This is a genomic window from Pseudoxanthomonas sangjuensis, from assembly GCF_010211755.1.
GTDB classification, from domain to species: domain Bacteria; phylum Pseudomonadota; class Gammaproteobacteria; order Xanthomonadales; family Xanthomonadaceae; genus Pseudoxanthomonas_A; species Pseudoxanthomonas_A sangjuensis.
In genome coordinates, this window is record NZ_PDWR01000005.1 from 129,452 (window position 1) to 154,025 (window position 24,574).

The 24,574-nt window shown below is 69.7% G+C and carries 28 protein-coding genes and 1 pseudogene; 10 read left to right on the plus strand and 19 right to left on the minus strand.

Annotated elements, in window-relative coordinates; genetic code table 11:
- Positions 1–16 precede the first annotated feature (16 nt).
- Positions 17–373 (plus strand): DUF488 domain-containing protein, encoded by a 357-nt coding sequence (locus CSC71_RS04145; RefSeq protein WP_162373079.1) that lies wholly within the window; start codon positions 17–19, stop codon positions 371–373.
- Positions 374–392: 19 nt separating this feature from the next.
- Here the strand turns inward: CSC71_RS04145 and CSC71_RS04150 are convergent, their stop codons facing one another.
- The 3 genes from CSC71_RS04150 to CSC71_RS04160 form a co-directional block, all read right to left on the minus strand.
- Positions 393–1,469: a DUF5694 domain-containing protein gene (locus CSC71_RS04150; protein WP_246191962.1), complete on the minus strand. Its 1,077-nt coding sequence runs from the start codon at positions 1,467–1,469 to the stop codon at positions 393–395.
- A 91-nt stretch (positions 1,470–1,560) separates the two neighbouring features.
- Positions 1,561–2,301 (minus strand): SDR family NAD(P)-dependent oxidoreductase, encoded by a 741-nt coding sequence (locus CSC71_RS04155; protein ID WP_162373080.1) that lies wholly within the window; start codon positions 2,299–2,301, stop codon positions 1,561–1,563.
- Positions 2,302–2,416: 115 nt separating this feature from the next.
- Complete coding sequence (locus tag CSC71_RS04160) at positions 2,417–3,586, minus strand: class I SAM-dependent rRNA methyltransferase (protein WP_162373081.1); 1,170 nt, start codon at positions 3,584–3,586, stop codon at positions 2,417–2,419.
- Positions 3,587–3,658: 72 nt separating this feature from the next.
- Between CSC71_RS04160 and CSC71_RS04165 the strand changes: the two genes are divergently transcribed.
- The gene (locus CSC71_RS04165; protein WP_162373082.1) at positions 3,659–4,444 is read left to right on the plus strand and encodes a rhomboid family intramembrane serine protease; all 786 of its coding nucleotides are present in this window, start codon (positions 3,659–3,661) and stop codon (positions 4,442–4,444) included.
- Between the two features lie 44 nt (positions 4,445–4,488).
- Positions 4,489–5,610 (plus strand): glycoside hydrolase family 18 protein, encoded by a 1,122-nt coding sequence (locus CSC71_RS04170; RefSeq protein WP_162373083.1) that lies wholly within the window; start codon positions 4,489–4,491, stop codon positions 5,608–5,610.
- A gap of 5 nt (positions 5,611–5,615) precedes the next feature.
- Here CSC71_RS04170 and CSC71_RS04175 read toward each other — a convergent pair whose 3' ends face one another.
- Both CSC71_RS04175 and CSC71_RS04180 read right to left on the minus strand, forming a co-directional pair.
- Positions 5,616–6,266 carry a DUF2238 domain-containing protein gene (locus tag CSC71_RS04175; protein WP_211367846.1) on the minus strand — a complete coding sequence of 217 codons (651 nt, stop codon included), beginning with the start codon at positions 6,264–6,266 and terminating at the stop codon, positions 5,616–5,618.
- Positions 6,267–6,282: 16 nt separating this feature from the next.
- The gene (locus tag CSC71_RS04180; RefSeq protein ID WP_162373084.1) at positions 6,283–8,604 is read right to left on the minus strand and encodes a TonB-dependent receptor; all 2,322 of its coding nucleotides are present in this window, start codon (positions 8,602–8,604) and stop codon (positions 6,283–6,285) included.
- 187 nt (positions 8,605–8,791) lie between these two features.
- On the opposite strand from CSC71_RS04180, the gene CSC71_RS04185 reads away from it, so the two are divergent.
- On the plus strand, positions 8,792–9,805 hold the full coding sequence (locus CSC71_RS04185) for a TIGR00266 family protein (RefSeq protein ID WP_162373085.1): 1,014 nt from the start codon (positions 8,792–8,794) through the stop codon (positions 9,803–9,805).
- Here the strand turns inward: CSC71_RS04185 and CSC71_RS04190 are convergent.
- The 4 genes from CSC71_RS04190 to bufA2 form a co-directional block, all read right to left on the minus strand.
- Positions 9,802–10,281: a DoxX family protein gene (locus tag CSC71_RS04190; RefSeq protein ID WP_162373086.1), complete on the minus strand. Its 480-nt coding sequence runs from the start codon at positions 10,279–10,281 to the stop codon at positions 9,802–9,804. The two genes, CSC71_RS04185 and CSC71_RS04190, sit on opposite strands and share 4 nt — an antisense overlap.
- Positions 10,282–10,351: 70 nt before the next feature.
- On the minus strand, positions 10,352–11,137 hold the full coding sequence (locus CSC71_RS04195) for an HvfC/BufC N-terminal domain-containing protein (RefSeq protein ID WP_162373087.1): 786 nt from the start codon (positions 11,135–11,137) through the stop codon (positions 10,352–10,354).
- Positions 11,134–11,979 (minus strand): MNIO family bufferin maturase, encoded by an 846-nt coding sequence (gene bufB, locus CSC71_RS04200; RefSeq protein ID WP_162373088.1) that lies wholly within the window; start codon positions 11,977–11,979, stop codon positions 11,134–11,136. Before bufB ends, CSC71_RS04195 begins: the two co-directional genes overlap by 4 nt.
- Before the next feature lie 65 nt (positions 11,980–12,044).
- A complete protein-coding gene (gene bufA2, locus CSC71_RS04205; protein WP_211367848.1) occupies positions 12,045–12,353 on the minus strand; it encodes a BufA2 family periplasmic bufferin-type metallophore in 309 nt (102 codons plus the stop codon).
- Positions 12,354–12,595: 242 nt separating this feature from the next.
- Here bufA2 and CSC71_RS04210 point away from each other — a divergent pair, with 242 nt between their 5' ends.
- A complete protein-coding gene (locus CSC71_RS04210) occupies positions 12,596–13,516 on the plus strand; it encodes an AraC family transcriptional regulator (protein WP_162373089.1) in 921 nt (306 codons plus the stop codon).
- An 18-nt stretch (positions 13,517–13,534) separates the two neighbouring features.
- Here the strand turns inward: CSC71_RS04210 and CSC71_RS04215 are convergent, their stop codons facing one another.
- The 3 genes from CSC71_RS04215 to CSC71_RS04225 form a co-directional block, all read right to left on the minus strand.
- A complete protein-coding gene (locus tag CSC71_RS04215) occupies positions 13,535–13,783 on the minus strand; it encodes a hypothetical protein (protein WP_162373090.1) in 249 nt (82 codons plus the stop codon).
- A complete protein-coding gene (locus CSC71_RS04220) occupies positions 13,780–14,820 on the minus strand; it encodes a chymotrypsin family serine protease (protein WP_162373091.1) in 1,041 nt (346 codons plus the stop codon). Before CSC71_RS04220 ends, CSC71_RS04215 begins: the two co-directional genes overlap by 4 nt.
- 134 nt (positions 14,821–14,954) lie before the next feature.
- On the minus strand, positions 14,955–15,440 hold the full coding sequence (locus CSC71_RS04225; RefSeq protein WP_162373092.1) for an Lrp/AsnC family transcriptional regulator: 486 nt from the start codon (positions 15,438–15,440) through the stop codon (positions 14,955–14,957).
- A gap of 126 nt (positions 15,441–15,566) precedes the next feature.
- On the opposite strand from CSC71_RS04225, the gene phhA reads away from it, so the two are divergent.
- On the plus strand, positions 15,567–16,454 hold the full coding sequence (gene phhA, locus CSC71_RS04230; RefSeq protein WP_162373093.1) for a phenylalanine 4-monooxygenase: 888 nt from the start codon (positions 15,567–15,569) through the stop codon (positions 16,452–16,454).
- A gap of 150 nt (positions 16,455–16,604) precedes the next feature.
- On the opposite strand, the gene CSC71_RS04235 is transcribed toward phhA, so the two are convergent.
- A complete protein-coding gene (locus CSC71_RS04235; protein WP_162373094.1) occupies positions 16,605–17,063 on the minus strand; it encodes a hypothetical protein in 459 nt (152 codons plus the stop codon).
- Positions 17,064–17,184: 121 nt separating this feature from the next.
- On the opposite strand from CSC71_RS04235, the gene CSC71_RS04240 reads away from it, so the two are divergent.
- On the plus strand, positions 17,185–17,889 hold the full coding sequence (locus tag CSC71_RS04240) for a 2OG-Fe(II) oxygenase (RefSeq protein ID WP_162373095.1): 705 nt from the start codon (positions 17,185–17,187) through the stop codon (positions 17,887–17,889).
- Between the two features lie 52 nt (positions 17,890–17,941).
- Here the strand turns inward: CSC71_RS04240 and CSC71_RS04245 are convergent, their stop codons facing one another.
- A complete protein-coding gene (locus CSC71_RS04245) occupies positions 17,942–19,042 on the minus strand; it encodes a PA0069 family radical SAM protein (RefSeq protein WP_162373096.1) in 1,101 nt (366 codons plus the stop codon).
- Between the two features lie 179 nt (positions 19,043–19,221).
- On the opposite strand from CSC71_RS04245, the gene cls reads away from it, so the two are divergent.
- The 3 genes from cls to CSC71_RS04260 all read left to right on the plus strand — a co-directional run bounded on the left by cls (position 19,222) and on the right by CSC71_RS04260 (position 21,786).
- Complete coding sequence (gene cls, locus CSC71_RS04250; RefSeq protein ID WP_162373097.1) at positions 19,222–20,676, plus strand: cardiolipin synthase; 1,455 nt, start codon at positions 19,222–19,224, stop codon at positions 20,674–20,676.
- Between the two features lie 80 nt (positions 20,677–20,756).
- Positions 20,757–21,017: a hypothetical protein gene (locus CSC71_RS04255; protein WP_162373098.1), complete on the plus strand. Its 261-nt coding sequence runs from the start codon at positions 20,757–20,759 to the stop codon at positions 21,015–21,017.
- 16 nt (positions 21,018–21,033) lie between these two features.
- The gene (locus tag CSC71_RS04260; protein ID WP_162373099.1) at positions 21,034–21,786 is read left to right on the plus strand and encodes a pyridoxine 5'-phosphate synthase; all 753 of its coding nucleotides are present in this window, start codon (positions 21,034–21,036) and stop codon (positions 21,784–21,786) included.
- 10 nt (positions 21,787–21,796) lie between these two features.
- Here the strand turns inward: CSC71_RS04260 and CSC71_RS04265 are convergent, their stop codons facing one another.
- The 5 genes and pseudogenes from CSC71_RS04265 to CSC71_RS04285 form a co-directional block, all read right to left on the minus strand.
- Positions 21,797–22,195, minus strand: coding sequence for an ExbD/TolR family protein (locus tag CSC71_RS04265; protein WP_162373100.1), 399 nt, complete (start codon positions 22,193–22,195; stop codon positions 21,797–21,799).
- Between the two features lie 220 nt (positions 22,196–22,415).
- The gene (locus tag CSC71_RS04270; RefSeq protein WP_162373101.1) at positions 22,416–22,826 is read right to left on the minus strand and encodes an ExbD/TolR family protein; all 411 of its coding nucleotides are present in this window, start codon (positions 22,824–22,826) and stop codon (positions 22,416–22,418) included.
- A gap of 3 nt (positions 22,827–22,829) precedes the next feature.
- Entirely contained in the window at positions 22,830–23,255 is a 426-nt protein-coding gene (locus tag CSC71_RS04275; protein ID WP_162373102.1) for an ExbD/TolR family protein, read from the minus strand.
- A gap of 52 nt (positions 23,256–23,307) precedes the next feature.
- Complete coding sequence (gene exbB, locus CSC71_RS04280; protein WP_162373103.1) at positions 23,308–24,069, minus strand: TonB-system energizer ExbB; 762 nt, start codon at positions 24,067–24,069, stop codon at positions 23,308–23,310.
- A gap of 105 nt (positions 24,070–24,174) precedes the next feature.
- A pseudogene (locus tag CSC71_RS04285) lies at positions 24,175–24,492 on the minus strand (energy transducer TonB); the annotation flags it as partial.
- Positions 24,493–24,574 lie beyond the last annotated feature (82 nt).

Consider the following 24,574-nt stretch of genomic DNA (forward strand, 5'->3'; position numbering starts at 1 on the left):
GGTGTAGGATGTCCGCATGGACATCCGGCTCAAGCGCGCCTACGAACCGCCGTCGGCCAGCGACGGCGCGCGCATCCTCGTCGACCGGCTGTGGCCGCGCGGGGTCAGGAAGGAAGCGCTGAAACTGACGCTGTGGTGCAAGGACATCGCGCCGAGCCCGGCGCTGCGCCAGTGGTTCGACCACCGCGCGGACCGGTTCGACGAATTCGCCGCGCGCTATCGCGCCGAGCTCGCCGCGAACCCGACGGCGACGGCGGTCCTGCGCGACCAGCTGGCGCACGGCCGCGTCACCCTGGTGTACGCGGCGCGCGACCCGCAGATCAACCAGGCGGTGGTGCTGCGCGACTGGCTGCGCACGCACGCGAAGGGCTAGGGCGCCCGGCCGGTCCGCCTCACTCCAGTACCCGCTCCGCATCGACGATCTCGACGCCCTGCATCTGCCCGAGCAGGGAATCGAACCAGGGCTTGTGCGTGGAGCCGACGACCGACAGCACGCGCGCGCCGGGATGGGTGCGGAACGTGGCGCGGATGTTGGCGACCATGCGCAGGTTGCGGGTTTCCCAGCCGGCCACGTACCAGCGGCCGTAGTGCCGCGGGCTGGGTTCCTGCACGGCCGCGCCCATGTCGCCGCCGATCTGCACGCGCAGGGTTTCCGGATCGTTGACGAAACGGTACAGGGCGAGCAGGTCGCCCTCCTCCACCAGCGCCCGCATGCGTTCGCGCAGCGGCCCGGTGCGCGGCCTGGCCGAGTCCCACGCGCCGCGGATCGCCTTCTCGAAGGCGGGCTCGTCGTCGATGTCGTAGCTGTCGCCGGTGTGGTCGTCGATCGGATGCACGCGCTGCAGGCCCAGCCGCGCGGCCAGGCGCGCGGCGATCCGGTAATCCTCGTTGTTCGACGCCTCGTACTTGCGCAGCTGCGCCACCAGCGCATCGTCGAGCCCGTCGCCGGCGCGGCGCTCGGCTTCCGGCAACTGCAGCCACTGCACCAGCGCCGATGCCGCCTCGTTCGCGGCGAGGAACAGCGCGGCGAGGCGGCGGCGCTGCGCCGCGGTCGGCCGCTGCGGCCAGTCCTTCAGCGTCTGGTGCGCCGCGGCGATCGCCGCCGGCACGTCCAGCCCGGTCGCGGCATGCGCCGCGGCGTTGTCGTGGCAGTAGGGATTGTCGGCGATCGGCCCGTAGACGGCGGGATGCCGCGCCATCAACTCGCACTGTTCGCCCGGGATCGACTCGATGGTGACGATGTCCGGCTTGAACGCGGCCAGCCGGTCGAGCACGGGCCGCAGCGCCGGGTCCGGATCGAAGTCCTTCGGCAGGTCCTGCGACAGGTGCACGGTGCCGAGCACCAGCACCTGCGCGGGCGCGCCGGCCAGTTCCGCGTCCAGCACCGACAGGTCGACGGACTGCGCCGACGCGGTGCCCGCCATCGCCAGCGCGAGCAGGGTTGCAGGGGTTGCCAGTCGCGGGCGCATGCCTGTTCCTCCGGATAGCCTGCCGCGCAGGTTACCCGCCGCGGCGCCGGCCGCGTGTGTGCTATTGGTTCACCAACCTAAGGGACCGCGATCAGCGCGCGGTGTAGCCGCCATCGACCAGGTGGTAGCTGCCGGTGATGAACGAGGCCTCGTCCGACAGCAGGAAACAGGCCAGCGCCGCGACCTCCTCCGCGGTGCCGAGCCGGCCGGCCGGGTGCAGCGCCTTCAGTCCGTCGTAGGTCGCGCGGTCCAGGCCCGACAGCAGCGGCGTGTCGATGAACGCGGGGCCGACCGCATTGATGCGCAGGCCCTTGTCCGCGTATTCCAGCGCCGCGGTCCTGGTCATGCCGACCAGCGCGTGCTTGGCGGCGACGTAGGCGATCGAGCCGGGCCAGCCGACGCTGCCGAGGATCGACGACATGTTGACGATGGCGCCGCCGCCGGAGGCGAGGATCGCCGGGATCGCGTATTTCATCCCGTAGAACACGCCGTGCAGGTTGACGTCGATGACGTGGCGCCAGTCCTCGATGGGATAGTCGGCGGTCGCATGGCCGGGTCCGCCGATGCCGGCGTTGTTGACCGCCAGGTGCAGGCCGCCGAAGGCGTCGGCCGCGCGCGCCACCAGCCGCTGCACCGCCTGCGCGTTGGCGACGTCGAGCTCGAAGGCCAGCGCGTCCTTCAGGCTGCCGGCGACCTTGCTGGCGCCGTCGCCGTTGAAGTCGGCCACGACCACCTTCGCGCCGCCCGCCGACAGCCGCCGCGCGATCGCTTCGCCGATGCCGGACGCACCGCCGGTGACGATGGCGACCTTGCCGCTGAATTCCTGAGCCATGGCGACGCCCTCCGGGCCGTGGAAGTGCGCCGAGTATGCGGCGCCCCGGATGGCGGCGCTTTGATCTGGATCAGCCGGGAACGGCCCCGTCTCCCGCGTGCAGGGGGACGGGGATTCAGTCCAGCACGCGGCAGAACACCGCCTTCAGGTAACGCGATTCCGGCACGTTGACCAGGAACGGATGGTCGGCGCCGGCGCCGGCGACCTTGACCACCTGCACGGTACGCCCGGCGTAGAACGCGGCGCGGCGCAGCATGTCGAGGAACTGTTCCTCGCCGACCAGGCCGGTGCACGAGAACGTCGCGAACAGGGCGCCCGGCTTGCACACGCCCAGCGCCAGCTTGTTCATGTCCAGGTACTTCTTCAGCGCGTTGATGACCTGGTCGCGGTCGCGGGTCATCTTCGCCGGGTCGAGGATCACCACGTCGTACCGCTCGCCGCGCGCGGCGGCGTCGCGCAGCCACGGGAAGATGTCGGCCTGCACGAAGCGCGGCTTCACCCCGTTGAGCTTCGCGTTGCCCTTGGCGATGTCGATCACCGCCTCGTCGATGTCAATGCCCAGCACTTCGCGCGCGCCGCGCACCGCCGCGTACACCGCGAAGCCGCCGGTGTTGCAGCACAGGTCGAGCACGCTCTTGCCGGCGACCTGGTGCGACAGCCATTCGCGGTTCTCGCGCTGGTCGGCGAAGAAGCCGGTCTTGTGCGCGCCGGCCGGGTCGGCGCGGAACTTCACGCCGTATTCGGTGATGACCGCCGGCGCCGCCGGCTCGCTGCCGCGGAAATCGAACGATTCCTGCTTCTGCACGTGCTCGTCGGCGAAGCTGTGGAAGCGGCAGCCGGGGAAGTGGGTGCGCAGCGCGTCGTAGATCCACTCGCGGTGGCGGAACATGCCGGCGCTGAAGAACTCGACCACCAGCAGGTCGCCGTAGCGGTCTACGACCAGGCCGGACAGGCCGTCGCCCTCGCTGTGCACGACGCGCCAGGCGTCGCTGACCGCGTCGAGCCGGAGGATCTCGCGGCGCAGCTTCACCGCCTCGCCGATCTTGCGCACGAACCAGTCGCGATCGACCGCGACCTCCGGATCGGTTTCGAGGATGCGCACGGCGATGCGCGAGTGGCCGTTGTAGAAGCCGCGGCCGATCCACGCGCCGTCGACGCCGAACACGTCGACGATGCTGCCCGGCCTGGGCTTGGTCGGCGGCTTGTCGACCAGCTTCTGGAAGATCCACGGGTGGCTGGATCGCCAGGCATTCTTCAGGCGGACGGTCGGCAGTGTTTCGTTCATGTGCGCATTTTCGCACGCTTTCGCCTCCCCTCCGGCCCTTGCAATCGCCCCGGGCGCCGCCATTGCTGGAACATGGACCCGCGCGCCTTTCGACAACACGATCCCGACGACCCGCGCTTCGACGCCGAGGCGCAAAGCCGCTTCGACCGCCGCCGCATCCTGCGCGCGTTCAACCTGAGCCTGGCCTTCGTGCTGGCGCTGGTGCTGGCGTATTCGGCGCAATCCGGCTTCGACTGGCGGCCGCTGGCGGTGGCCCCGTGGAGCGCGCCGGGCCTGCTCGGCGTGCTGACCGCGCCGCTGCTGCACGGCTCGATCGAGCACATCGCGGCGAATTCGGTCTCGCTGCTGATCCTCGGCACGCTGGCCGGCAGCGCCTACCCGAAGGCGACGCCGCGCGCGCTGCCGCTGCTGTGGCTCGGTTCCGGCCTCGGCGCCTGGCTGCTCGGCGCGCCGGGCACCTACCACCTCGGCGCCAGCGGGCTGACCCACGGCCTGATGTTCCTGCTCTTCATGCTCGGCGTGCTGCGCCGCGACCGCGCCGCGGTCGCCGCCGGCATGATCGCCTTCCTGTTCTACGGCGGCATGCTGCTGACCGTGCTGCCGCGCGAGCCCGGCGTGTCGTGGCAGGCGCACCTGGGCGGCGCGCTGGCCGGCGTGGTCGCGGCGTTGCTGTTCCGGCGCAAGGATCCCGAACCGCCGCGTAAGAAGTACAGCTGGGAAATCGAGGAAGAGAACCTCGAACGCATCGACGACGAACTGGAGCCGCCGCCGCCGCGCGACGTGCCGGTGCGGTGGCAGCGCCCCGACGGCGAGACGCGCCGCGTGGTGCTGCGTTTTCCGTCGCAACCGCGCGAGTAGCAGGGCTTCGTTCTATAGTTCGACTCCGTTTTCCGGAGCCGGCCATGTTTCGCACGCTCGCGTTGCTGTTTCTAATCCTTGTTTCGACGGTCGACGTGGCGGCATCCGCCGAACGCGCGCCGTACCGCATCGTCGGCTACGTCTCCGATGGCGCGGCCCTGCCGAAGATCAGCGCAAGCAAGCTGGACGTCGTCAACTTCGCCTTCGCCAGGGTCGGCGAAGACCATCGCGTGTTCCTGCCGACGCCAACCGCGCCGCAACGCCTGCGGGAACTGGGCGAATTGCGCCGCGACAATCCGCGGCTGAAGATCGTGCTCTCGGTCGGCGGCTGGGGCGCGGGCAATTTCTCCGAAGCGGCGGCGGACGCGGCCGCGCGCAAGGCCTTCGTCGACAGTTCGGTCGAACTGGTCCTCGCCCACGACCTCGACGGCCTCGACGTCGACTGGGAATACCCGACCCGGCCCGGTCCCGGCATCAGCCATTCGCCGGCCGACCGCGGGAACTTCAGCCTGTTGCTGGAGGCGCTGCGCGCGCGCTTCGATGCGCTCGGCCGCGAGCGCGGCCGGGAGTACCTGCTGACCATCGCCGCCGCCGACGGCGAGGCCGCCAGCGGACTGGAAATCGCCCGCATCGCGCGCACGCTCGACTGGATCAACCTGATGAGCTACGACTTCTACGGCAGCCTGTCCAAGACCACCGGCCACCACGCCTCGCTGTTCCGCAGCGCGTCGGCCAGGCCGGGCAGCCGCACCGCGCAGCAGGGCGTCGAGGAATTCCTGCGCGCCGGCGTGCCGCCGCGCAAGCTCAACCTCGGCGTCGCCTTCTACGGCCGCCATTTCGACGAGGTCGAGCCCGGCAACGACGGGCTCAACCGGCCCTACCACCGCGGCGGCGGCTACCTGTCGTGGCGACAGATCTCGACCGATTACCTGCACCGCGAGGGCTACGTGCGCCATTGGGACGAACGGGCGCAGGCGCCGTGGCTGTGGAACGCGCAGCGCCGCCACTTCATCAGCTACGACGACCCGCAATCGCTGCGCGCCAAGGCCGCGTTCGTGCGCGAGCAGGGGCTCGGCGGGATCATGTACTGGGAGCACGCCACCGACGCCGACGAACAGTTGCTCGACGCGGTCGACGCGGGCTTGCGCGAAGCGGCGAAGCCCTGAAGGCGTCACTTGCCGGCGAGCACGTCCGCGCCCAGCTGGCGGTCGTGCAGCCGCGAGAACAGCAGCAGCGAGGCCGCCGCGCCGCACAGGCACAGGAACATGTCCCACTGGGTGTCCCAGACGTCGCCCTGGGTGGCGAGGAACGCATCGGCATCGGCACCGAAGGCCAGTGCCGACCACCATTCGATCAGCTCGAAGAACGCGCTGAAGCTCAGGCAGGCCGCCAGCACCAGGTAGGCCAGCCAACCGCCGCGGCGCAGCGGCGTCAGCCGCAGCAGCAACTCGCGGGCGAGGATCGCCGGCACGAAGCCCTGCATCCAGTGCCCGAGCCGGTCCCACGGATTGCGCGCGGTGCCCAGCAGTTCCTGCAGCCAGAACCCGCCCGGCGTCTGCGCATAGGTGTAGGCGCCGCCGTGGATCAGCACCAGCGCGTGCAGCGCCAGCAGCCAGCACAACAGGCGCGTCAACGGGAACCGCCGCCAGCGCCAGGCGAGCAACAACAACGCCGCGATCACCCACACCGTCTCGAGCAGCCAGGTCAGGCGGTCGCGCGCGATCCAGAACGAAACGGCGAGCGCGAGCGCCACCCCGCCGGCGAGCAGCCAGCGCTCGCCGCGGGCGGGTGGGCGCCGGATGGCCGGTGCAGCGATCGTCACGGCGGCGCGCGGCGCGTCAGAACTTCCAGAGGAATTCGGCGCCGAGCGTGCGCGGCTCGTTGATGAAGCCGGTCAGGTTGTTGAAGTCGATGCCGCCGACCACCTGCACTTCGTTGGTGATGTTGCGACCGAACAGCGCCAGCTCGTAGTCGCCGTAATTCCAGGTGTAGCCGACGCGCAGGCCGCCCTCGAGCAGCGACTTGCCGGTGAACTCGGTCGAGTCGTACAGGAAGAAGTTCACTTCGCTGCGGTAGGCCCAGTCGGTGAACACGAAGAACTCGGCGCCGTCGCCGGCCGGGATGCCCCAGCGCGCGGTCAGGTTGTGGGTCCACTTCGGCGCCTGCGGCAGCGGGTTGCCGTCGATGTAGTAGCGCCCGGTGGGCTGGTTGGTTTCCGGGTCGAGCTCGGGCCGGTTGGTCACGGTGCACGCGGCGCAGCCGGCCACGCGCAGGTCGGCGTCGTCGATCTCGGTGTCGTTGTAGCTGCTGCCGAAGGTGAGCAGCAGGTTGTCGAGCACGTAGGCCTGGAAGTCGAGCTCGAAGCCCTGGCCGATGGTCTTGTCGGCGTTGAGCAGGATGTTGGCGTTGGCCGCGCCGCCGACCGCGGTCAGCTGCTGGTCCTCGACCTCGTAGCGGAACACGCCGAAGGCGATGCGGCCGCGCTTGTCCCACAGGTCGGCCTTCACCCCGGCCTCGAACATGGTCGAGGTTTCCGGCCCGGCCACCGAGGTGCGGTTGAACGCGCCGGCGGCCTGGATGCTGCTGCCGCGGTAGCCGGTGGCCACGCGCGCGTACAGGTTGGCGTCCTCGTTCAACTTGTAGACCGCCGACAGGTCCCAGCTCAGCTTCTTGTCTTCCGGCGCGCGCGACAGGCTGCCGCCGGCGCCTTCGGCGGCCAGCAGGTCCGCGCGCGAGCACAGGACCGGCGGCGGCAGGATGCCCAGGGTCGGGCCGACGCAGGCGGCGAACCCGCTGTTCCAGTAATCCTCGACGGCCAGCTCCTTCTCGTCGACGGTGTAGCGCAGGCCGCCACGCAGTTCGACGGCGTCGCTGAGCTGCCAGGTGCCGGCGGCGAACACCGCCCACGAGTCGTTGGTCTGGCGGATACGCTCGTAGCCGTCCTGCGCGCCGCCGGCCAGCGAGTCGTAGCTGAAGCTTTCGACCTTGTAGTCCTCCTTGAAGTAGAACAGGCCGGCCTGCCAGTCGAAGGCGGTGCCGGTGTCCGATTCCAGGCGGAATTCCTGGGTCCACTGCGAGTGTTCGGGGATGCCGTCGGCGGTTTCCGAGGCGAACGGGATCTCGGGGGTGAAGTACGGCCCCGCGCTGCCGTCGATGTCGCCCCGGCTGTAGGTTTCGACGCTCTCGTAGCCGGTGATCGAGTGCAGCTTGTAGCCGCCGAAATCCCAGCGCAGCCGCGCGTTGGCGCCCTTGCTGTCGAGCTCGGAATGGTTGAGGCCGTCCAGCGCGACCCTGGTTTCGTCGAAGCCGTCGACCAGGTCGTTCGTGCCCGGCTCGATGATGTTGGCGCGGAACAGCCGCGCGGTGCCGTTGAGGTGGCGCGCGTGCGCGCCGAACAGCGCCTCGAAGCCGTCGCCCTCGTACAGGAACTGCACGCGGCCGGCCGATTCGTCGTAACCCTCGTAGCCGTCGTTCTCGCCCGGACCGGTGTTCTCGACCCAGTCGTCGCGGCGCTGGAACAGCACCGAGGCGCGCGCCGACCAGGCATCGGTCAGGCCGCCGCCGACCGCGCCCTCGAGGTTCCACATGTCGTCGCTGCCGTAGCCGACCTTGGCGTAGCCGTCGAACTCCTGGCTGGGCCGCACCGATTCGAACTTGACCACGCCGGCCGGGCTGTTGCGGCCGAACAGCGAACCCTGCGGGCCGCGCAGCACTTCGATGCGGTCCAGGTCGAATACCGGGAAGCCCTTCAGGATCGGGTTTTCCTGCACCACGTCGTCGTAGACCAGCGACACCGGCTGCGAGGTGTTGAGGCGGAAGTCGGTGTTGCCGTAACCGCGGATGTAGAAGCGCGGGAAGGCGCGGCCGAACGACGATTCGATGTTCAGGCTGGGCACGCGCGCGGACAGGAAGCGCACGTCGTTGCCGCCGGAGCCGAACACCGCGAGCTTTTCGGCGTCGAGCGCGCTGATCGACACCGGCACGTCCTGGATGTTCTCGACCTTGCGCTGCGCGGTGACCTCGACGGTGTCGAGCGTGGCGGCTTCCTTCTCCGCCGGAGTCTGCGCCGCTTCCTGGGCAAAGGCCGGCGCCAGCGGCAGCAGGCCGACGATGGCGAGGGCGAGGCGGTGCGGACGCGGGTGCAGCGGGTTCGGGGACATGGCGAGGTTCCGGGCTGGGTGGTGGGAACGGCGGCGCTGGCACGGCTATGTTGCAAAACGGCATACCCCGCAGCAACCCTTTTTTAACGCATCCCGACCTGCGGCCAATGTGACTTCAGGCGCTTGCGGACACGGCCGCGAGCCGCTGCAATGCCGCGCATCCACCATCCCCCGCAGGAGCCCGACCGTGAGCCAGTGGTTTCTCTTCGATACCCGCAGCAACCAGCGCACCGGACCGTTCGACGAAGCCGCCGCGCGCGCGCAGGCGCAGGCCAACCCGGGCCTGCTGTGCTGGCGCGAAGGCATGCGCGAATGGAAGCCGGTGCGCGACGTGCCCGAGTTCGCGGCCGCCGGCGCCAGCCCCGCCCCGCCGCCGCCGCCGGGCAGCGGCGGCCGCCAGCGCGCCGACGAGATCGACTTCCGCATCGTCGGCGGCGACATGCAGTTCGTCGAAGTGGAACTGGACCCGGGCGAGAGCGCGATCGCCGAGGCCGGCGCGTTGATGTTCAAGGACGCCGCGGTGCGCATGGACACCGTGTTCGGCGACGGCTCGGCGAGCTCGGGCGGCGGGATCATGGACAAGCTGTTCAGCGCCGGCAAGCGCGTGATCACCGGCGAAAGCCTGTTCACCACGGTGTTCACCCACGGCGGCAGCGGCAAGGCCAGGGTCGCGTTCGCCGCGCCTTACCCGGGCACGGTGCTGGCGCTGAAGCTGGACGAGCACGGCGGCCGCCTGATCTGCCAGAAGGACAGCTTCCTCGCCGGCGCACGCGGCGTCAGCCTGGGCATCTTCTTCCAGCGCAAGATCCTGACCGGCCTGTTCGGCGGCGAGGGCTTCATCATGCAGAAGCTGGAAGGCGACGGCTGGGTGTTCGTGCACGCCGGCGGCACCGTGGTCGAGCGCGAACTCGCCGCGGGCGAACGCATCGACGTCGACACCGGCTGCGTGGTCGCGTTCCAGGGCCAGGTGAGCATGGACGTGAAGCCGGTCAGCGGCATCAAGAGCCTGTTCTTCGGCGGCGAAGGCATGTTCCTGGCCACGCTGACCGGCCCGGGCAAGGTCTGGCTGCAGTCGCTGCCGTTCTCGCGCCTGGCCGGGCGCATGCTGCAGGCCGCACCGCAGATGGGCGGCGCCAACCGCGGCGAAGGCTCGGTGCTCGGCGGGCTGGGCCGCATCCTCGACGGCGACAACGGCTTCTAGCCGCGGCCGAAGCGCCGCGCGATCAGGTGGTCGAGGCTCGCCTTGCCGGGCCCGGCCACCAGCAGCCAGAACAGCACCAGTACGTACAGCACTTCGTCGAGTTCGACGAACCAGTCGAGCTTCGAATACGCCGGGTCGAGCTGCGAGGCGCCCGGCAGCACCACCACGGCCAGCGCGACCAGCATGTTGAAGATCATCGGCAGCGTGGCCAGGCGCGTGCCCAAGCCGAGGATCAGCAGCGCGCAGCCGATCAAATCGGTGGCGCCGCTGAGATAGGCGCTGAGCGACGGCCACGGGATGCCCCAGTCGGCGAAGCGCGCGGCGAAGCCTGCGTGGTTCTGCAGCTTGGCCCAGCCGGTCTCGAACCAGAAATAGCCGAACGCCAGCCGCAGCAGCAGCGGCGCCAGCCAGTCGCAACGCGCGGTGAAGCGCAGCAAGGCATCGTGGAGGCGCAGCGGCAGGGCCGGCGTCGCCATTCCGGCATCGGCAGCGATCGCGTTTCCGCTTTTTCTCGCATAGGTGGCGCAGCGTTGCATCGTGGTTTCCTCAGGCAGGTGGATCGGTTTGCAGCGCGGCGACCAGTCCGTCGGCCAGCCAGCGCTTGAGCAGGCCGGCGGCGCGCAGGGCCGCGTCGGTTTCGGGGAGGTCGTCGCCGAGCCGTTCGCACAGTTCGGCGAAACCGGCGCCGTCGCGCGCCAGCGCCAGCAGTCCGGCTTCGCCGGGCTCGGGCCTTCGCCAGAACACTTCGAAGCCGCGCCGCCACAGCAGCCAGTCGGCGATCTCGCCGGCGGCGAATGGCGGCAGCGGACGGCCCGCGTTGTGCGCTTCGACCAGCGCGGGAATCGCGGCCGGCAGCGCGCGCAGCCGCATCGCCGGCTGCAACTGCAGGCGCAGCGACGGCCACGCCGCCGGCGGCAACCGGGCGGCGTCTTCGATCGATGCGACTGGCGCGTCGACCGCATCGAAAACCTCGCCCTGCAGCCATTCGAATTCGGCCAGCTCCGCCCAGCCGGGCGCCGTGCCTTCGCGCTCGCGCAACCAGGCGGCGAAGTGGCGGCCGAAGTGGCGCACCGACGGATGCCGCGACGGATGCGCGCGCAGGTAGCTTTCCGCGAGTTCGCCGAACGCGTCCTCGCCGATCCATGCGTGCAGCACCGGGAAATCGTGGGCGAGCACGTCGGCCAGCCGCAGCCGGTAGGCGTCGGCATAGATGCGCAGGCGCGCGTCGCGGCGCTCGGCGGGCAGTTGCGCGGCGACGCCGGCTTCGCCGTGCATCAGCCAGCGCTGCAGCGCGGCCTGGCGTTCGAATAGCGCGGAGGCCGGCGCGTTCATGCCGCCTCGCTCCGCCGCAGCGCCGCAGCGGCGATGTCGCGCGCGTGCGCGAGTTCATCGAGCAGTTCGGCCAGCGGCGGGATGTTGTCGTCGCGCTCGATCATCGCCGGCACCTCGCCGAAGCGGCGCACCGCGTGCGCGTACAGCGCCCAGACCTCGTCGCAGACCGGCGCGTCGTGGGTGTCGACCAGCAGGCCGCTGCCGAGCGCGTCGATGCTGTGCCCCGCGAGGTGGATCTGCTTCACGCTGCCCGCGGGCAGCGCGTCGAGCAGCGCGACCGGGTCGTAGCCGTGGTTGCGGCTGTTGACGTAGACGTTGTTGACGTCGAGCAGCAGCGCGCAGCCGGATTCGGCCACTACCGCGGAAAGGAATTGCGCCTCGTCGAGCGTGTCGCCGGCGAAGCGCAGGTAGCTGGAGACGTTCTCGACCAGGAACTGCGTGCCGAGCGCGTCCTGCACCTGGCGCAGGCGTGCGGCGACGTGGCGCACCGCTTCCTCGGTCTGCGGCAGCGGCAGCAGGTCGTGCAGGTTGACGCCGTCGCCGCCGGTCCAGCACAGGTGGTCGGAGACCAGTCGCGGCTTCACCCGCTTCGCCAGCGCGGCGAGCCGGCGCAGGTAGTCGCGGTCGAGCGGGTCGCGGCCGCCGATGTCCAGCGACACGCCGTGCATCGCCAGCGGATAGCGTTCGCCGATGCGGTCCAGCCAGTGCAGCGCGCGGCCGCCGTCGACCATGTAGTTCTCGCTGATGATCTCGAACCAGTCGGCCGTGCAGTCCATGGACAGCGCGGCCGCGTAGTGCTGCGCGCGCAGGCCCAGGCCGAATCCGTGCAGTCGGTTGTTCATGGCATCGCGTCCGGACGGGGTGGCTCGCTTCCCGCCGCGCGATCGCGCGACGGGAAGCGCGTGGTTCAGTACTTCTTCTCTTCCTGCTGCTTCGCCTCGCCGGCCTTGGCCTGCGGCTTCTCGAAGCGGCCGCCGGCGGTTTGGCACTGCTGCTCGGTGGTTTCGGTGAAACCCTGGCCCTTGCACGCGTTCTGGCCCTTGCAGGCGTTGCTCGCGGTCTTGCACGCGCCCTGGCCCTTGCAGGCGTTGGCGCCCATGCAATGGCCGGTGTCCGCCTTCGCGGCGGTCTGCGCGGCTACCGGCGCGGACATGAACAGGGCCGCGGCGGCCATCGCCACGGACAGTCCGGAGAGGGTTCTGATCTGCTTGTTCACGGGAAATACCTCGATGGTCGGATCGACGGGAATCGGATTGATGGGGAACTGCGCCGCCGCGGCTGCGGGCGGTGCGGAGACATTCCACCCCCGGGCCCGACCGCCGCCTATTCCCGTGCGTTCCGCGGTTATGCCCGTGCGTCCGGACGTCATCGCCGGTTAAGCCTCGCCGGACGATCGGGCATGAACCGGCGCAAACCCGGTCATGGCCGCACCCCCGCGCTTGGCCTACGATGCGGCGCATGGAAGCCGACAGCGCCCCCGCCGAGGTACCGGAGCAGATCGACCGCGTGCTCGAAACGGTGCTCGGCGCGTACCGGATGCGCGTGGAGATCACCGCCGACGTGCGCTATTGCGGCACCTGGTTCGACCGCGAACCGGCCACCGATTACGGCCAGTTCCACCTGGTCACCGAAGGCGAATGCTGGGTCGGCGGCGAGGCGTTCGCCGTGCCGCTGCACCTCGGCGCCGGCGACATGATCGTGTTTCCGTCCGGCGTGCGTCACCTGCTGTCGTCGAGCGCGGACGCGCACCTGCCGGAAGCCGCCTGCGACCCGACCGACACCTGCATGCTGTGCGGCGAGCTGGAGTTCCTCGGCGGCAGCGGCAACCCGATCATCAGCGCCCTGCCCGCGTACTTCGTCGTGCGTTCGCGCGAAAGCGGCGAGGAATTCCGCCAGCTCGCCGCGCTGCTCGCCGCCGGCAGCCGCGACCGCCGCTGGGGCCGCCAGGTGGTGCAGAACAAGCTGGCCGATTCGCTGTTCACGATGGCGGTGTGCGAATACGTGCGCTGCGCCGACGAACCGCGCGGCCTGCTCGCCGCGCTGTGCGATGCGCGCCTGTCGAAGGCGCTGGCGGCGGTGCACGAGCGCCCCGGCGAGGACTGGACGATCCAGTCGATGGCGCACGCCGCGGGCATGTCGCGCACCTCGTTCGCCGAACTGTTCGCGCACACCGTCGGCATGCCGCCGATCCAGTACCTGGCGCACTGGCGCGCGACCGAAGCGCGGCGCCTGCTGAAGAACCGGCGCTTCTCGGTCGCCGCCGTCGCCGAGATGCTCGGCTACCGCAGCGAGGCCGCGTTCCGCCGCTTCTTCAAGCGCCTCGAGGGCGTCGGCCCGGGGCACGTGCGCAGCCACGGCGACGACGCGGACGCGGGCTGATCGCCCGGACGCCCCGCGTCAGTCCGCGCGCAACGCGCCGGTCTCGCGGATCTCGACGGCCACGCCGTCGATCTCGTCCGGGATTTCCATGCGCAGGCGCCCGCTCGCCTGCTGCACCGAGACGATGATGCCGTTGCCACCGCTGGCGGTGCGGCCGATGCCGACCGCGACCACGTCCGGCAGCGCCAGCCAGCGCGCCTCGTGCGCCTGCTTGACCGCGCGGATCTCGGCGATGGCGGCTTCGGGCGGCGGCTCGGCATCGATCATGGCAGGTCCACCTGCAGCGCCGCGAACACGTTCTGGATGCGGTTGATTACCGTGGTGTTGGTGCTGCCGGCGAACAACAGGCCAACCAGGCGGTTGTCCATGTCGAAGATCGCCGAACCGCTGTCGCCGCCCTGGCTCATCGCGCCGGCCATCAGCTGGTCGGTGAAGGGCGCGGTACGGCCGGAGCCGTAGTCGACCTGCGCGGTCACGTCGACCTGCTCGATCTCGCCCGTGGTCAGCCCGGTGGTGCGCCCGCTCTTGCGGATCGGCATGCCCAGCCCGCCGTCGGCGACGCCGGCGATGCGGCCGATTTCGAGGATGTCGGCGCTGACACTGGATGGATCCAGCGGCGCGGCAATCGCGCAATCGACCAGATTGGTCGCGGCGGGCGCCGCCTCGCGCACCGCACGCAGCCGCGTGCGGCTGCCGACCGCGGCGGCGGCGGCATTCAGCATCCCGGCCGCGATGCCGCCGATCGGGCACGGGCTTTCGCCGCCATCGCCACCGCCATTTCCGTCGCCATCCGCGCCGTCGAAGACGATCGGCGCCCACTCCACCAGCCGCGCGATCTGGTCGGCCGGATCGCGGCCGCCGTCGGCCGGACCGGGCTGCAGGATCGCGTCGCCGACACTGGCGTCGTTGCTGTTGGCCAGCACGTGGTTGTTGGACAGGATGTGCGGGTTGCCGCTCTTCAGCACCAGGCAGCCGAGCGTGCCGGCGGTGATGCCGATGTGGCCGATGCTGACCCCGCCCGGCGCCGGACGCACGCGGCCGGTGCGCGACTGTTGCGCGAAGATCGGCCCACTCTGCACCACGTCGGTCGGCACGCCCTGCACCGTCGCCGGGATGCGATCGCGCAACGCCAGCGACTCGAGCGGACGCTTCGCGCGCACCGAACATACGATCGCCAGGCCGCCAGTCGCACGGCCGCCCGTGCGCTTGTAACCGACGCCCACTGCGACGACGTTGCGCCGCGCCAGCAGTCCGTTGCATGCGCCGGCATGCACGCGCCGTACTTCATTCAACGAGGCAGCCATGGCGCTTCTCCCGTGAAGTTTCGGCGCCTGCAGCTTGGCACCATTCGCCGCTTCAGGGTTAACCGCGACGAAACTCGCAGGGTTCAGCGATGTGCGCGTTGCGTTTCGCGCAGGTGAAAGACGCGGCGCGCGGCCTACGGCTGCAGGTGGCCGAACGGCAACGCGCCCGCCTGCTTCACCGTGCGCAGCACGAAGCTCGAATTGGCGTCGGCGACGCCGGCGTCGTTGAGCAGCTTGTCGAGCAGGAAGCGCGAGAAGTGCTCCAGGTCCTGCACGACGACGTGCAGCAGGTAGTCCATGTCGCCGGTCAGCGCATGGCAGGCGACGACCTCGTCCCAGTCGTTGACCGCGGCGACGAAGCGCTCGATCGCCGGCTGTTCGTGTTTCTCCAGCTGCACGCGGACGAAGGCCTGCAGGCCCAGCCCGACCGCGCGCGGGTCGATCCGCGCCGCGTAGCCGGCGATGACGCCGCCGGCCTCGAGCCGCTGGATGCGGCGCAGGCACGCCGACGGCGACAGGTTCACCTGCGCGGCGATCTCGGCGTTGGTGGCGCGACCCTGCCGCTGCAGCAGGCCGAGCAGGCGCAGGTCGGTGCGGTCGAGGGTGACGGTTTCGTTCATTGTTGCTTCGCAGCATTATATGACGCAACAAGATTGCGCCGAAAGCGGCATATTACGCAACTTTGCAAGCCCGTTGCGCGGTTTCGGCGCTAGCATCGGATTCGAAACCATTCCCGGATTCCCGCCATGAACCAGCCGCGCCGCGTCGAGAACCAGCTCACCGACAAGGGCTACGTGCCGGTGTACACCACCGCCGTGGTCGATCAGCCGTGGGCCGACTACAGCGCCGCCGACCACCGCACCTGGGGCACGCTGTACCGGCGCCAGCGCGAGCTGCTGGTCGGCCGCGCCTGCGACGAATTCCTGCAGGCGCAGGACGCGATGGGCATGGACGCGGCACGGATCCCGCGCTTCGACCAGTTGAACGAAGTGCTGGGCGCGACGACCGGCTGGAAGCTGATCGGCGTCGAGGGCCTGCTGCCGGAACTGGATTTCTTCGAGCACCTGGCCAACCGCCGCTTCCCGGTGACGTGGTGGATCCGCCGCCCGGAGCAGATCGACTACATCGCCGAGCCGGACCTGTTCCACGACCTGTTCGGCCACGTGCCGCTGCTGATGAACCCGCTGTTCGCCGACTACATGCAGGCCTACGGCAAGGGCGGGGTGAAGGCGCACGGGATCGATCCGGATGCGCTGCAGTTCCTGACCCGCCTGTACTGGTACACCGTGGAATTCGGCCTGATCGACACGCAGGACGGGCTGCGCATCTACGGCGCGGGCATCGTGTCGTCGAAGGGCGAGTCGCTGTATTCGCTGGAATCACCGGCACCGAACCGGATCGGCTTCGACCTGGAGCGGATCATGCGCACCCGCTACCGCATCGACACCTTCCAGAAGACCTATTTCGTCATCGACAGCTTCGAGCAGCTGATCGACGCCACGCGCCCGGACTTCACCCCGATCTACGCGCGGCTGGCGGGGCAGGAGGCGATCGCCGCGGGCGACGTGCTGGACAGCGACCGCGTGATCACGCGCGGGACGGGCGAGGGTTGGGCCAAGGACGGCGACGTCTGATCGTCTCTCACCTCAAACGCAAGGCGGGTTAAAACCCGCCCTGCGCCACCCCGAAATTCATAGGGCGGGTTTTAACCCGCCTTGCGTGTTCCCACGTATCCGGTATCGGTTTCGGCATGGCGAAGCCCGCCCGCGAAGCAGCGCTGGCCGCTACGGCCGGACCACGCCGGCGAGCGACAGCAGGAAAAGCAGGCCGCCGATGAACGCGACGACGGCATGGGGCAGCGCCACGTGCGGCCAGAGCAGGAACCGGGTCCAGCCCTGGTGGCCGCCGGCACCCCAGTGGCGGAACCAGGTGGTTCCTATCTGAAACGGCGCGGAAAGCGCTTGCGTACCGGCGAAGTGGCGCTCGATGGCTTCCGCGCGCTTGTAGTACCCGGCCTGGAACGACTTCCAGATCGCTTCCAGCAGCCAGAACAGCAGGGCGCTGATGAAGGCCACCAGGAACACCACGTGCGCATGGCTCGCCAGCGCGCTGGCGATCGCGGCGAGACTGAAGGTGACGCTCCAGGCCTTGATGGTGAGTGCGCGCGAATCGAAGTCCTCGATGACCTTCTGCACGTAGAAGTACTCGGCCTGGAGCGCTGCATCCAGCTGGTCGTCTTTCATGGGCCATCCCCGGGACCGGAGGCTGGATTGGAGCGTAGCGCAAACCCGGCATCGGGGGTGTCGGGTTTTACCGCCCAGCCCGCCGCGACGCACCGATCGGCCGCCCGCTAGAATCCCCTCAATGGACGCCCCCGCCGATTTCATCGAAGTCTATCCCGACGCGGTCGGCCACGACGACTGCGCGGCCATCGTCGCGCGCCTGCGCCAGAGCCCGCAGCTGCAGCCCGGCCGCATCGGCGGCGGCGTGTTCCCCGAGCTCAAGCACAGCCGCGACCTGCGCATCAGCGGCAATCCGGAATGGCAGGACGTCGACGCGCGGCTACAGCAGGCGGTGTTCGCCGGCCTGCTGCGCTACCTGCGCAAGTTCCCGCAGGCGCTGATCTCGCCGCTGATGCTGCAACAGCCCGGCGCCGACGGGCAGCCGCGCCGGCTGCAGGCCGAGGACTTCGAGCGGATGCCCGATGCCGCCATCGCCGACCTGGCCCGCACCTGCCTGCGTCCCGCCGCGATCAACCTGCAGTGGTACGCGGCCGGCGAAGGCGGCTATCCGTACTGGCATTGCGAGCTGTACCCGCGCGACGCCAACGCGGAGACGCTGCACCGCCACCTGCTGTGGACGCTGTACCTCAACGACGGCTTCGACGAAGGCGAAACCGAATTCCTGTTCCAGCAGCGCAAGGTCGCGCCGCGCGCCGGCAGCCTGCTGTTCGCGCCGACCGCGTTCACCCACACCCATCGCGGCAACCGCCCGCGCAACGGCGACAAGTTCATCGCGACCAGCTGGATCCTGTTCCAGTCGGCGCAGCACCTGTTCGCGGCGGGCTGAACCCGCCCGGCGCTTCGCGCCTTTCCTCCCTTCCGCGCCGGGGAGAGGAAGCTCAGAACAGTTCGCCCTGCGGCGACGGCTTCCGCGGCGGAACGAACTTCGCGCAATCCATCGCGCCGTACCAGTGCCGGTCGTAGCCGAAGCGCTTCTTCGCCAGTTCGAAGCGCCGCGCCAGCAGGTCCGCGAACACGCCCTCGCCGCGGAAACGCTTGCCGAAGGTCGCATCGTAGTCCTTGCCGCCGCGTTGCTGGCGGATCGCGCTCATCACGTGCGCGGCGCGGTCCGGCACGTGCGCCTGCAGCCAGTCGCGGAACAGCGGCGCGACCTCGTGCGGCAGGCGCAGCAGCACATAGCCGGCCGCGGTCGCGCCGGCGCCGCGCGCGGCTTCCAGCACCGCTTCGAGTTCGCGGTCGTTCACCCACGGGATCGCCGGTGCGAACATCACCCCGACCGGCACGCCGGCATCGGCCAGCGCGCGCACCGCGCGCAGCCGCGAATGCGGCGCCGACGCGCGCGGTTCCAGTTTCGACGAGAGCTGGTTGTCGAGGGTGGTGATCGACAGGAACACCCGCACCAGGTTCTCGCGCGCCATCGGCGCGAGCAGGTCGAGGTCGCGCTCGACCAGCGCGTTCTTGGTGATCAGCGAGAACGGATGCTTCGTCTCCGCCAGCACTTCGATGATGCGCCGGGTCAGTTTCAACTTGCGCTCGGTCGGCTGGTAGGCGTCGGTGTTGATGCCCAGCGCGATCGGGCTGACCTTGTAGCCGGGTTTGGCCAGCTCCCCGCGCAGCACGTCCGGCGCGTTGGTCTTGGCGAAGATCTTGGTCTCGAAGTCCAGGCCCGGCGACAGGTCGAGGTAGGCGTGCGACGGCCGCGCGAAGCAGTACGAACAGCCATGCTCGCAACCGCGGTACGGGTTCAGCGATTGCGAGAACGGGATGTCCGGCGACTGGTTGCGGCTGATCACGCTGCGCGCGCGTTCCTCGCGGACTTCGGTCTGCGGCGCGGATTCGATCTCGCCTTCGCGGTCGCGCTCGTGCCAGCCGTCGTCGGCCTTTTCGGCGATGGTCTTGGCATAGCGCCCCGGCAGCCAGCCGGTCGAGCCGCGGCCCTTGATCGCCTGTCCCCGGTGCGTGCCTTCGCCTTCGTGCATGCGGCCACCCTACTCCCGCGCCGTCTCAGTCGCGGCGACACGACGGTTGCTTTGCCGGGGCGTCTGGGCGCGACCGCCGCGCCCAGACGCGCCGCGGAGGGTTTCACGGGGCGACGGCCTTCGCGGCCGCGCCCCTGCGGGCCGCCACAAGGTGCAGCCCGCGACAATAGAATGCGGACATGCCGGGAACCCTTCACGACCTCTGGACCACCTTCTGGGCGATCCCGCATATCCGCAGCTGGATCACCCTCGCGTGGCTGCTGTACCTCGTGCCGCTGTGCGCCTGGATCGTGCTGCAGAAGCGCGAGCCGGTGGCGACGCTGAGCTGGCTGCTGTCGCTGTCGCTGCTGCCTTACCTGGGCTTCGCGATCTACTTCCTGTTCGGCCCGCAGAAGATCGTGCGCCAGAACCTGCGCCGCCACCTCGCGCGGCGCGGCATGGGCGAACATGCCGCGTTGTGCCCGGCCGATGCCGACTGCGCCGAGCTGGCCCTGCTGGCGCAGGCGACGACCGGGCTGCCGCCTTCGACCGCCACCGCCGCGCAGCTGCTGATCGACGGCGGCGCGACCTACGAGGCGATCCTCGACGCGGTCGCCACCGCGCGCAACCACGTGCACCTGGAGTACTACATCTTCGAGCCCGACCGCACCGGCACGCGGCTGCGCGACGCGCTGGTCGAACGGGCGAAGGCGGGCGCCAAGGTGCGCCTGCTGCTCGACGCGGTGGGCTCCTCGCGGGTCGGGCGCCGCTTCCTGCAGCCGCTGCTCGACGCCGGCGGCGAGTTCGCCTGGTTCCACCCCTCGCGGCTGCACCTGTTCGCGCGGCCGTGGCTGAACCTGCGCAGCCACCGCAAGATCGTCGTCGTCGACGGCCGCATCGCCTTCACCGGCGGCATCAACATCACCGACGAGGAAGACGAGCGTTTGCGCGACGACGCCTACCGCGACCTGCACCTGCGCCTGGAAGGCGAGATCGTGCGCAGCGTGCAGCAGGTCTTCGTCGAGGACTGGGCCTACGCCAGCGGCCACGGGCGCCGGCACTTCGTCGGCACCCACCTGTGGCCGCACGACCGCGTGCAGGACGGCGGCGGCATCTCCGTGCAGACCCTGGTGTCGGGGCCGGATTCGTCGTGGGAGGCGATCCACCGCCTGCACGTCGGCGCGATCCACGAAGCGAAGCGCCGGGTGTGGCTGGTCACGCCGTACTTCGTGCCCGGCGAGGCCGCGCGCATGGCGCTGACCTCGGCCGCGCTGGGTGGGCTCGACGTGCGCGTGCTGGTGCCGCGGATCAGCGACTCGCGGCTGGTGACGTGGGCGGCGCGCTCGTATTACGACGAGTTGCTGGCGGCCGGCGTCGAAGTGCGCGAGTACGGCCCGCGCATGCTGCACAGCAAGGTGCTGCTCTGCGACGACAACCTGGCCATCGTCGGCAGCGCGAACTTCGACAACCGCAGCTTCCGCCTGAACTTCGAGCTGTCGATGCTGTTCCGCGACCCGTCGTTCTGCGCGACGCTGGCGCAGTTCCTCGAGCGGGAACTGGCCCGCGCGCAGCGGGTCGACCCGCGCCGCCCGCGACCGCCGTGGCGCGACCGCCTGCCGGAGGCGCTGGCCCGGCTGGCCTCGCCGCTGTTGTGATCGCGAGTTGCGACCGTTGCCGCTTCGCAACGGCGCCGAAGCGGTAAACTGCCGGCCACCGTCCGCATGGGGTTGCGAGCATGTACTGGCTGTTCCTGCTGTTCGCCATCGGCGCCCTGGCCGTGGCCTTCACCACCACGTCGACCGTGGTGCTGCTGCTGTGCCTGCTGGTCTCGCTGGCCTGCTTCGTAGCCTGGGCGATGGGCTTCTATTCGGCGCGGGTCGGCAGCGTGCGCGACAACGCGGCGCCGATGATCGACCCGGTGGAACTGCGCCGCCTGCGCGAACAGGCCGAGGCGCGCAAGGCCGCGGCCGAGCACCAGTCGCCGGGCGAGGGCTGAACCGTACCGCTTCGCGATGGCCCTGCTCAGCGTCAACGTCAACAAGATCGCCGTGCTGCGCAATTCGCGCGGCGGCGACGAGCCGAGCGTGCTGCGCGCGGCGACGGCCTGCCTCGACGCCGGTGCGCACGGCATCACCGTGCACCCGCGCCCGGACCAGCGCCACGTCCGCGCCAGCGACGTCGACGCGTTGGCCGAGCTGACCGCGCGGCGCGGGGTCGAATTCAACATCGAGGGCAACCCGTTCGCGCCGCCGCGCGAAGGCTATCCGGGCTTCATCGAACTGTGCCGGCGCGCGCGCCCGGCGCAGGCGACGCTGGTGCCGGACGGCGACGGGCAGATCACTTCCGACCACGGCTTCGACTTCGTCCGCGACGGCGAACGGCTGCGCCCGCTGGTCGCGGAACTGAAGTCGCTTGGCTGCCGGGTCAGCCTGTTCGCCGACGCCGGTTGCGCGGGGCTGGAACAGGCCGCCGCCTGCGGCGCCGACCGCATCGAAATCTACACCGGGCCGTTCGCCGACGCCCACGCGCGCGGCGACGCGCGCGACGCACTGGCGCTGTGCGCGGATACGGCGCGGCGGGCGCAGGCATTGGGGCTCGGCGTCAACGCCGGCCACGACCTGAGCCAGCATAACCTCGGCGACTTTTTGCGCGCGGTGCCGGACGTGCTCGAAGTGTCGATCGGCCACGCATTGATCGGCGAGGCGTTGTACGCCGGGCTGGACGCGACGGTGCGCGCCTACCTGGCGATCCTCGCAGCGCGCTGAGCGATGCGGGCTACGGCTGGGCCACGCTGATGTTGTCGATGCCGCGCCGTTGCGCCTCGGACAACAGCGTCGCCAGCCGCTGGTAATCGGCATCCGGCTGCGCGCGCACCACCAGCAGGCTGCGCGGGTCCGACGCCACCGCGGCTTCGATCCGCAGCCATAGCGCCGCGTCGTCCAGCGCGCGTTCCCCGAGCCGGTAGCTGCCCTCGCCGGTGATGCCGACCTCGAGCGTCGTCGGTTTCCTGTCTTCCCTGGTATCGACGGGCTGCGGCAGGCTGGCCGCGAGCGGCCGCGCGACCATCGGCGCGGCGACGATGAAGATGATCAGCAGGACCAGCATCACGTCGATCAGCGGCGTGATGTTGATCTGCGCGACCGGACTGCCGGGGATGCTGCGGGAGAAAGCCATGGCGCACTCTCCTTCGCTGTGGGTCGCTGCCGACACTACGCCGGTCCGCGAGGCCGAGCAAACCCCCTCCTGTGCCGGAGCGGAGCACGCGAAATCGCCGGGAGCAGCCGATGGCATCGCGCCGGCGACGGCCCGGAGGGTCGCCGCCATGGATGCCGGCAACAAAAAAAACGCCGCCCGGAGGCGGCGTTTCGAAGGCGTCATGTGCGGTGCTGCGGGATTACTCGACGAACTTGATCTTCAGCATCTTGGCGTTCTTGGCCGCGGCCAGGACCTTCGCCATGACGTCGTAGTGCGAATCCGCGCTGGCGTTGATCAGCAGGTCCGGCTGGTTGGTCGGATCGCGCTGCACCTCGTTCTCCATCATGCTCTGCAGCGCCGACACCGCGACCGGGCTGTTGTTCCAGTACACCGTGTTCGACGCGTCGATGCGCAGGTCGATCGGTGGTGGCGGCTCCTGCGTCTGCGGCGGCGGGTTGATCACGCGCTGCGGCAGGTCCACGTCGATCGGGTAGGTGGTGATCGGCGCGGTCACGATGAAGATGATCAGCAGGACCAGCATCACGTCGATCAGCGGCGTGACGTTGATCTCCGACATCGGGCCCTTGTTGCTGCCGGTAGAAAATGCCATGGCTCAGCGCCCCTTTTCCTTGATCGAGACGAAGCCGATGTCGAGCATGCCCTGGCTGGTCGCGATCTTGGTGATCTCGTTGATCGTGCCCATCTTGGTGGTCTTGTCGCCACGCAGGTTCAGCGGCGGCTGCGGGGTCAGCTGCGCGGCGCTGGACAGGCGCGACTCCAGGATTTCCTTGGTGATCGGCTCGTCGTTCCAGAACAGCGAGCCGTCTTCCTTCACCGCGACGGTGATCGGGCCGACGCGCTTATCGAGCTCTTCCTTGTCCGGCACGAAGTTCGTTTCCGGCAGCTCGACCTTCACCTTGTGCGACATCAACGGCGCGGTGATGATGAAGATGATCAGCAGCACCAGCATCACGTCCACCAGGGGCGTGACGTTGATGTCGGTCATCGGACCACTGCTGTTACCACTACTGAAGGCCATTTCCGGGCTCCGTCAAATCTGACTTGCGGGTTCTCGCTCGGCGACGCGCGTCTTACTTGACGCGCGAGCCGGTGGCGAAGAAGTCGTGCAGGTCGTGCGCGAAGGTGTCGAACTTGGCGATGGTCGCGGCGTTGTTCTTGCTGAAGAAGTTGTAGGCGAACACCGCCGGGATCGCGACGAACAGGCCGATCGCGGTCATGATCAGCGCCTCGCCCACCGGGCCGGCGACCGCGTCGATCGAGGCCTGGCCGGTGGCGCCGATGCGGATCAGCGCGCCGTAGATGCCCCACACGGTGCCGAGCAGGCCGACGAACGGCGCGGTCGCGCCGACGGTGCCGAGCAGGGTCATGCCGCTCTGCAGGTTGCCGCTTTCGCGGGTCACCGCCTGGCGCAGCGCGCGGTCGACGAATTCGGAACGGCTCAGCGATTCGCCGAGGCCGGTGCCCGCGGTGCCGGCGCGCTGGTGGTGCGCGGCGGCCTGGGCGGCGTCGAGGGCGATCTTCGAGAACGGTTCGTTCTTCGGCTGTTCTTCCATCAGGCGGATCGCGTCCTGCGCGTTCGGCGTGTCCCAGAACGCGTTGACCACGCGGTCGGCCTGGCCCTTCAGGCGGACGTTGCGCAGCGCGTTGATGACGGTCCAGTACCAGGACAGCGCGGACATGACGACCAGGGTCAGCAGCACGGCCCAGGAGACCGCGAACTCGCCCGGCTTGCTGGTCATTTCGCCGATCAGGTGCTCGAAGCCCATCTGCGTGAGGGCATTCGCGGCATTGTTGCCCCCGGCTGCGGCGGCGATGAGGATTTCTTGCAGCATGACGCGTACCTTTGTTTGATGATTGAGATGTTGCGGAGACTAGCGTTCGGTTGGTTAACCGGTTCTTTTGAAACGTGGAGGCTTTGGTAAATCGGTTCGGCTCGGTCAGCCGCCCAGCTTGAAGTCGACCGGCACGCGCACGCGTCCCGCCGCCTTCTGGCCGTTGACGATCGACGGATTGAAGCGCCACTTGCGTGCGGCTTCCATCGCGGCGCGGTCGAGGTCGCGGTTGCGGCTGGACTTCTCGACCGAAACCTTGGTGACGTTGCCGTTGGCGTCGACGTCGATGATCAGGATCACCGTGCCCTCGATGCCGGCGCGCTGCGCGGCCGGCGGGTAGCGCGGCGGATTCATGTTCTTCGAGGAGATGTCGACGCTGGCGCCGATGTCGGCCACCGGGGCCGGCGGGGGCCGGCCCCGGGGGCCGGAACCTGGACCCTTTTCACACCTCCCCGGCCCCGCGGACAAGAGCGACATCGCATATGCCGCTCTCGCCTTGTAAACA

What these genes read in the sequence shown, in the direction of transcription:
- CSC71_RS04260 (WP_162373099.1), top strand. Translation starts at nt 21,034, where the DNA reads ATGGCCCTGCTCAGCGTCAACGTCAACAAGATCGCCGTGCTGCGCAAT.
- CSC71_RS04270 (WP_162373101.1), bottom strand. Translation starts at nt 22,826, where the DNA reads ATGGCATTTTCTACCGGCAGCAACAAGGGCCCGATGTCGGAGATCAAC.
- CSC71_RS04275 (WP_162373102.1), bottom strand. Translation starts at nt 23,255, where the DNA reads ATGGCCTTCAGTAGTGGTAACAGCAGTGGTCCGATGACCGACATCAAC.
- CSC71_RS04150 (WP_246191962.1), bottom strand. Translation starts at nt 1,469, where the DNA reads ATGCGCCCGCGACTGGCAACCCCTGCAACCCTGCTCGCGCTGGCGATG.
- CSC71_RS04180 (WP_162373084.1), bottom strand. Translation starts at nt 8,604, where the DNA reads ATGTCCCCGAACCCGCTGCACCCGCGTCCGCACCGCCTCGCCCTCGCC.
- CSC71_RS04215 (WP_162373090.1), bottom strand. Translation starts at nt 13,783, where the DNA reads ATGATCGATGCCGAGCCGCCGCCCGAAGCCGCCATCGCCGAGATCCGC.
- CSC71_RS04160 (WP_162373081.1), bottom strand. Translation starts at nt 3,586, where the DNA reads ATGAACGAAACACTGCCGACCGTCCGCCTGAAGAATGCCTGGCGATCC.
- CSC71_RS04195 (WP_162373087.1), bottom strand. Translation starts at nt 11,137, where the DNA reads ATGAACGCGCCGGCCTCCGCGCTATTCGAACGCCAGGCCGCGCTGCAG.
- CSC71_RS04235 (WP_162373094.1), bottom strand. Translation starts at nt 17,063, where the DNA reads ATGAAAGACGACCAGCTGGATGCAGCGCTCCAGGCCGAGTACTTCTAC.
- CSC71_RS04210 (WP_162373089.1), top strand. Translation starts at nt 12,596, where the DNA reads ATGGAAGCCGACAGCGCCCCCGCCGAGGTACCGGAGCAGATCGACCGC.
- exbB (WP_162373103.1), bottom strand. Translation starts at nt 24,069, where the DNA reads ATGCTGCAAGAAATCCTCATCGCCGCCGCAGCCGGGGGCAACAATGCC.
- CSC71_RS04190 (WP_162373086.1), bottom strand. Translation starts at nt 10,281, where the DNA reads ATGGCGACGCCGGCCCTGCCGCTGCGCCTCCACGATGCCTTGCTGCGC.
- CSC71_RS04155 (WP_162373080.1), bottom strand. Translation starts at nt 2,301, where the DNA reads ATGGCTCAGGAATTCAGCGGCAAGGTCGCCATCGTCACCGGCGGTGCG.
- CSC71_RS04165 (WP_162373082.1), top strand. Translation starts at nt 3,659, where the DNA reads ATGGACCCGCGCGCCTTTCGACAACACGATCCCGACGACCCGCGCTTC.
- cls (WP_162373097.1), top strand. Translation starts at nt 19,222, where the DNA reads ATGCCGGGAACCCTTCACGACCTCTGGACCACCTTCTGGGCGATCCCG.
- CSC71_RS04245 (WP_162373096.1), bottom strand. Translation starts at nt 19,042, where the DNA reads ATGCACGAAGGCGAAGGCACGCACCGGGGACAGGCGATCAAGGGCCGC.
- CSC71_RS04225 (WP_162373092.1), bottom strand. Translation starts at nt 15,440, where the DNA reads ATGAACGAAACCGTCACCCTCGACCGCACCGACCTGCGCCTGCTCGGC.
- phhA (WP_162373093.1), top strand. Translation starts at nt 15,567, where the DNA reads ATGAACCAGCCGCGCCGCGTCGAGAACCAGCTCACCGACAAGGGCTAC.
- CSC71_RS04255 (WP_162373098.1), top strand. Translation starts at nt 20,757, where the DNA reads ATGTACTGGCTGTTCCTGCTGTTCGCCATCGGCGCCCTGGCCGTGGCC.
- CSC71_RS04170 (WP_162373083.1), top strand. Translation starts at nt 4,489, where the DNA reads ATGTTTCGCACGCTCGCGTTGCTGTTTCTAATCCTTGTTTCGACGGTC.
- CSC71_RS04145 (WP_162373079.1), top strand. Translation starts at nt 17, where the DNA reads ATGGACATCCGGCTCAAGCGCGCCTACGAACCGCCGTCGGCCAGCGAC.
- CSC71_RS04240 (WP_162373095.1), top strand. Translation starts at nt 17,185, where the DNA reads ATGGACGCCCCCGCCGATTTCATCGAAGTCTATCCCGACGCGGTCGGC.
- bufB (WP_162373088.1), bottom strand. Translation starts at nt 11,979, where the DNA reads ATGAACAACCGACTGCACGGATTCGGCCTGGGCCTGCGCGCGCAGCAC.
- CSC71_RS04220 (WP_162373091.1), bottom strand. Translation starts at nt 14,820, where the DNA reads ATGGCTGCCTCGTTGAATGAAGTACGGCGCGTGCATGCCGGCGCATGC.
- CSC71_RS04265 (WP_162373100.1), bottom strand. Translation starts at nt 22,195, where the DNA reads ATGGCTTTCTCCCGCAGCATCCCCGGCAGTCCGGTCGCGCAGATCAAC.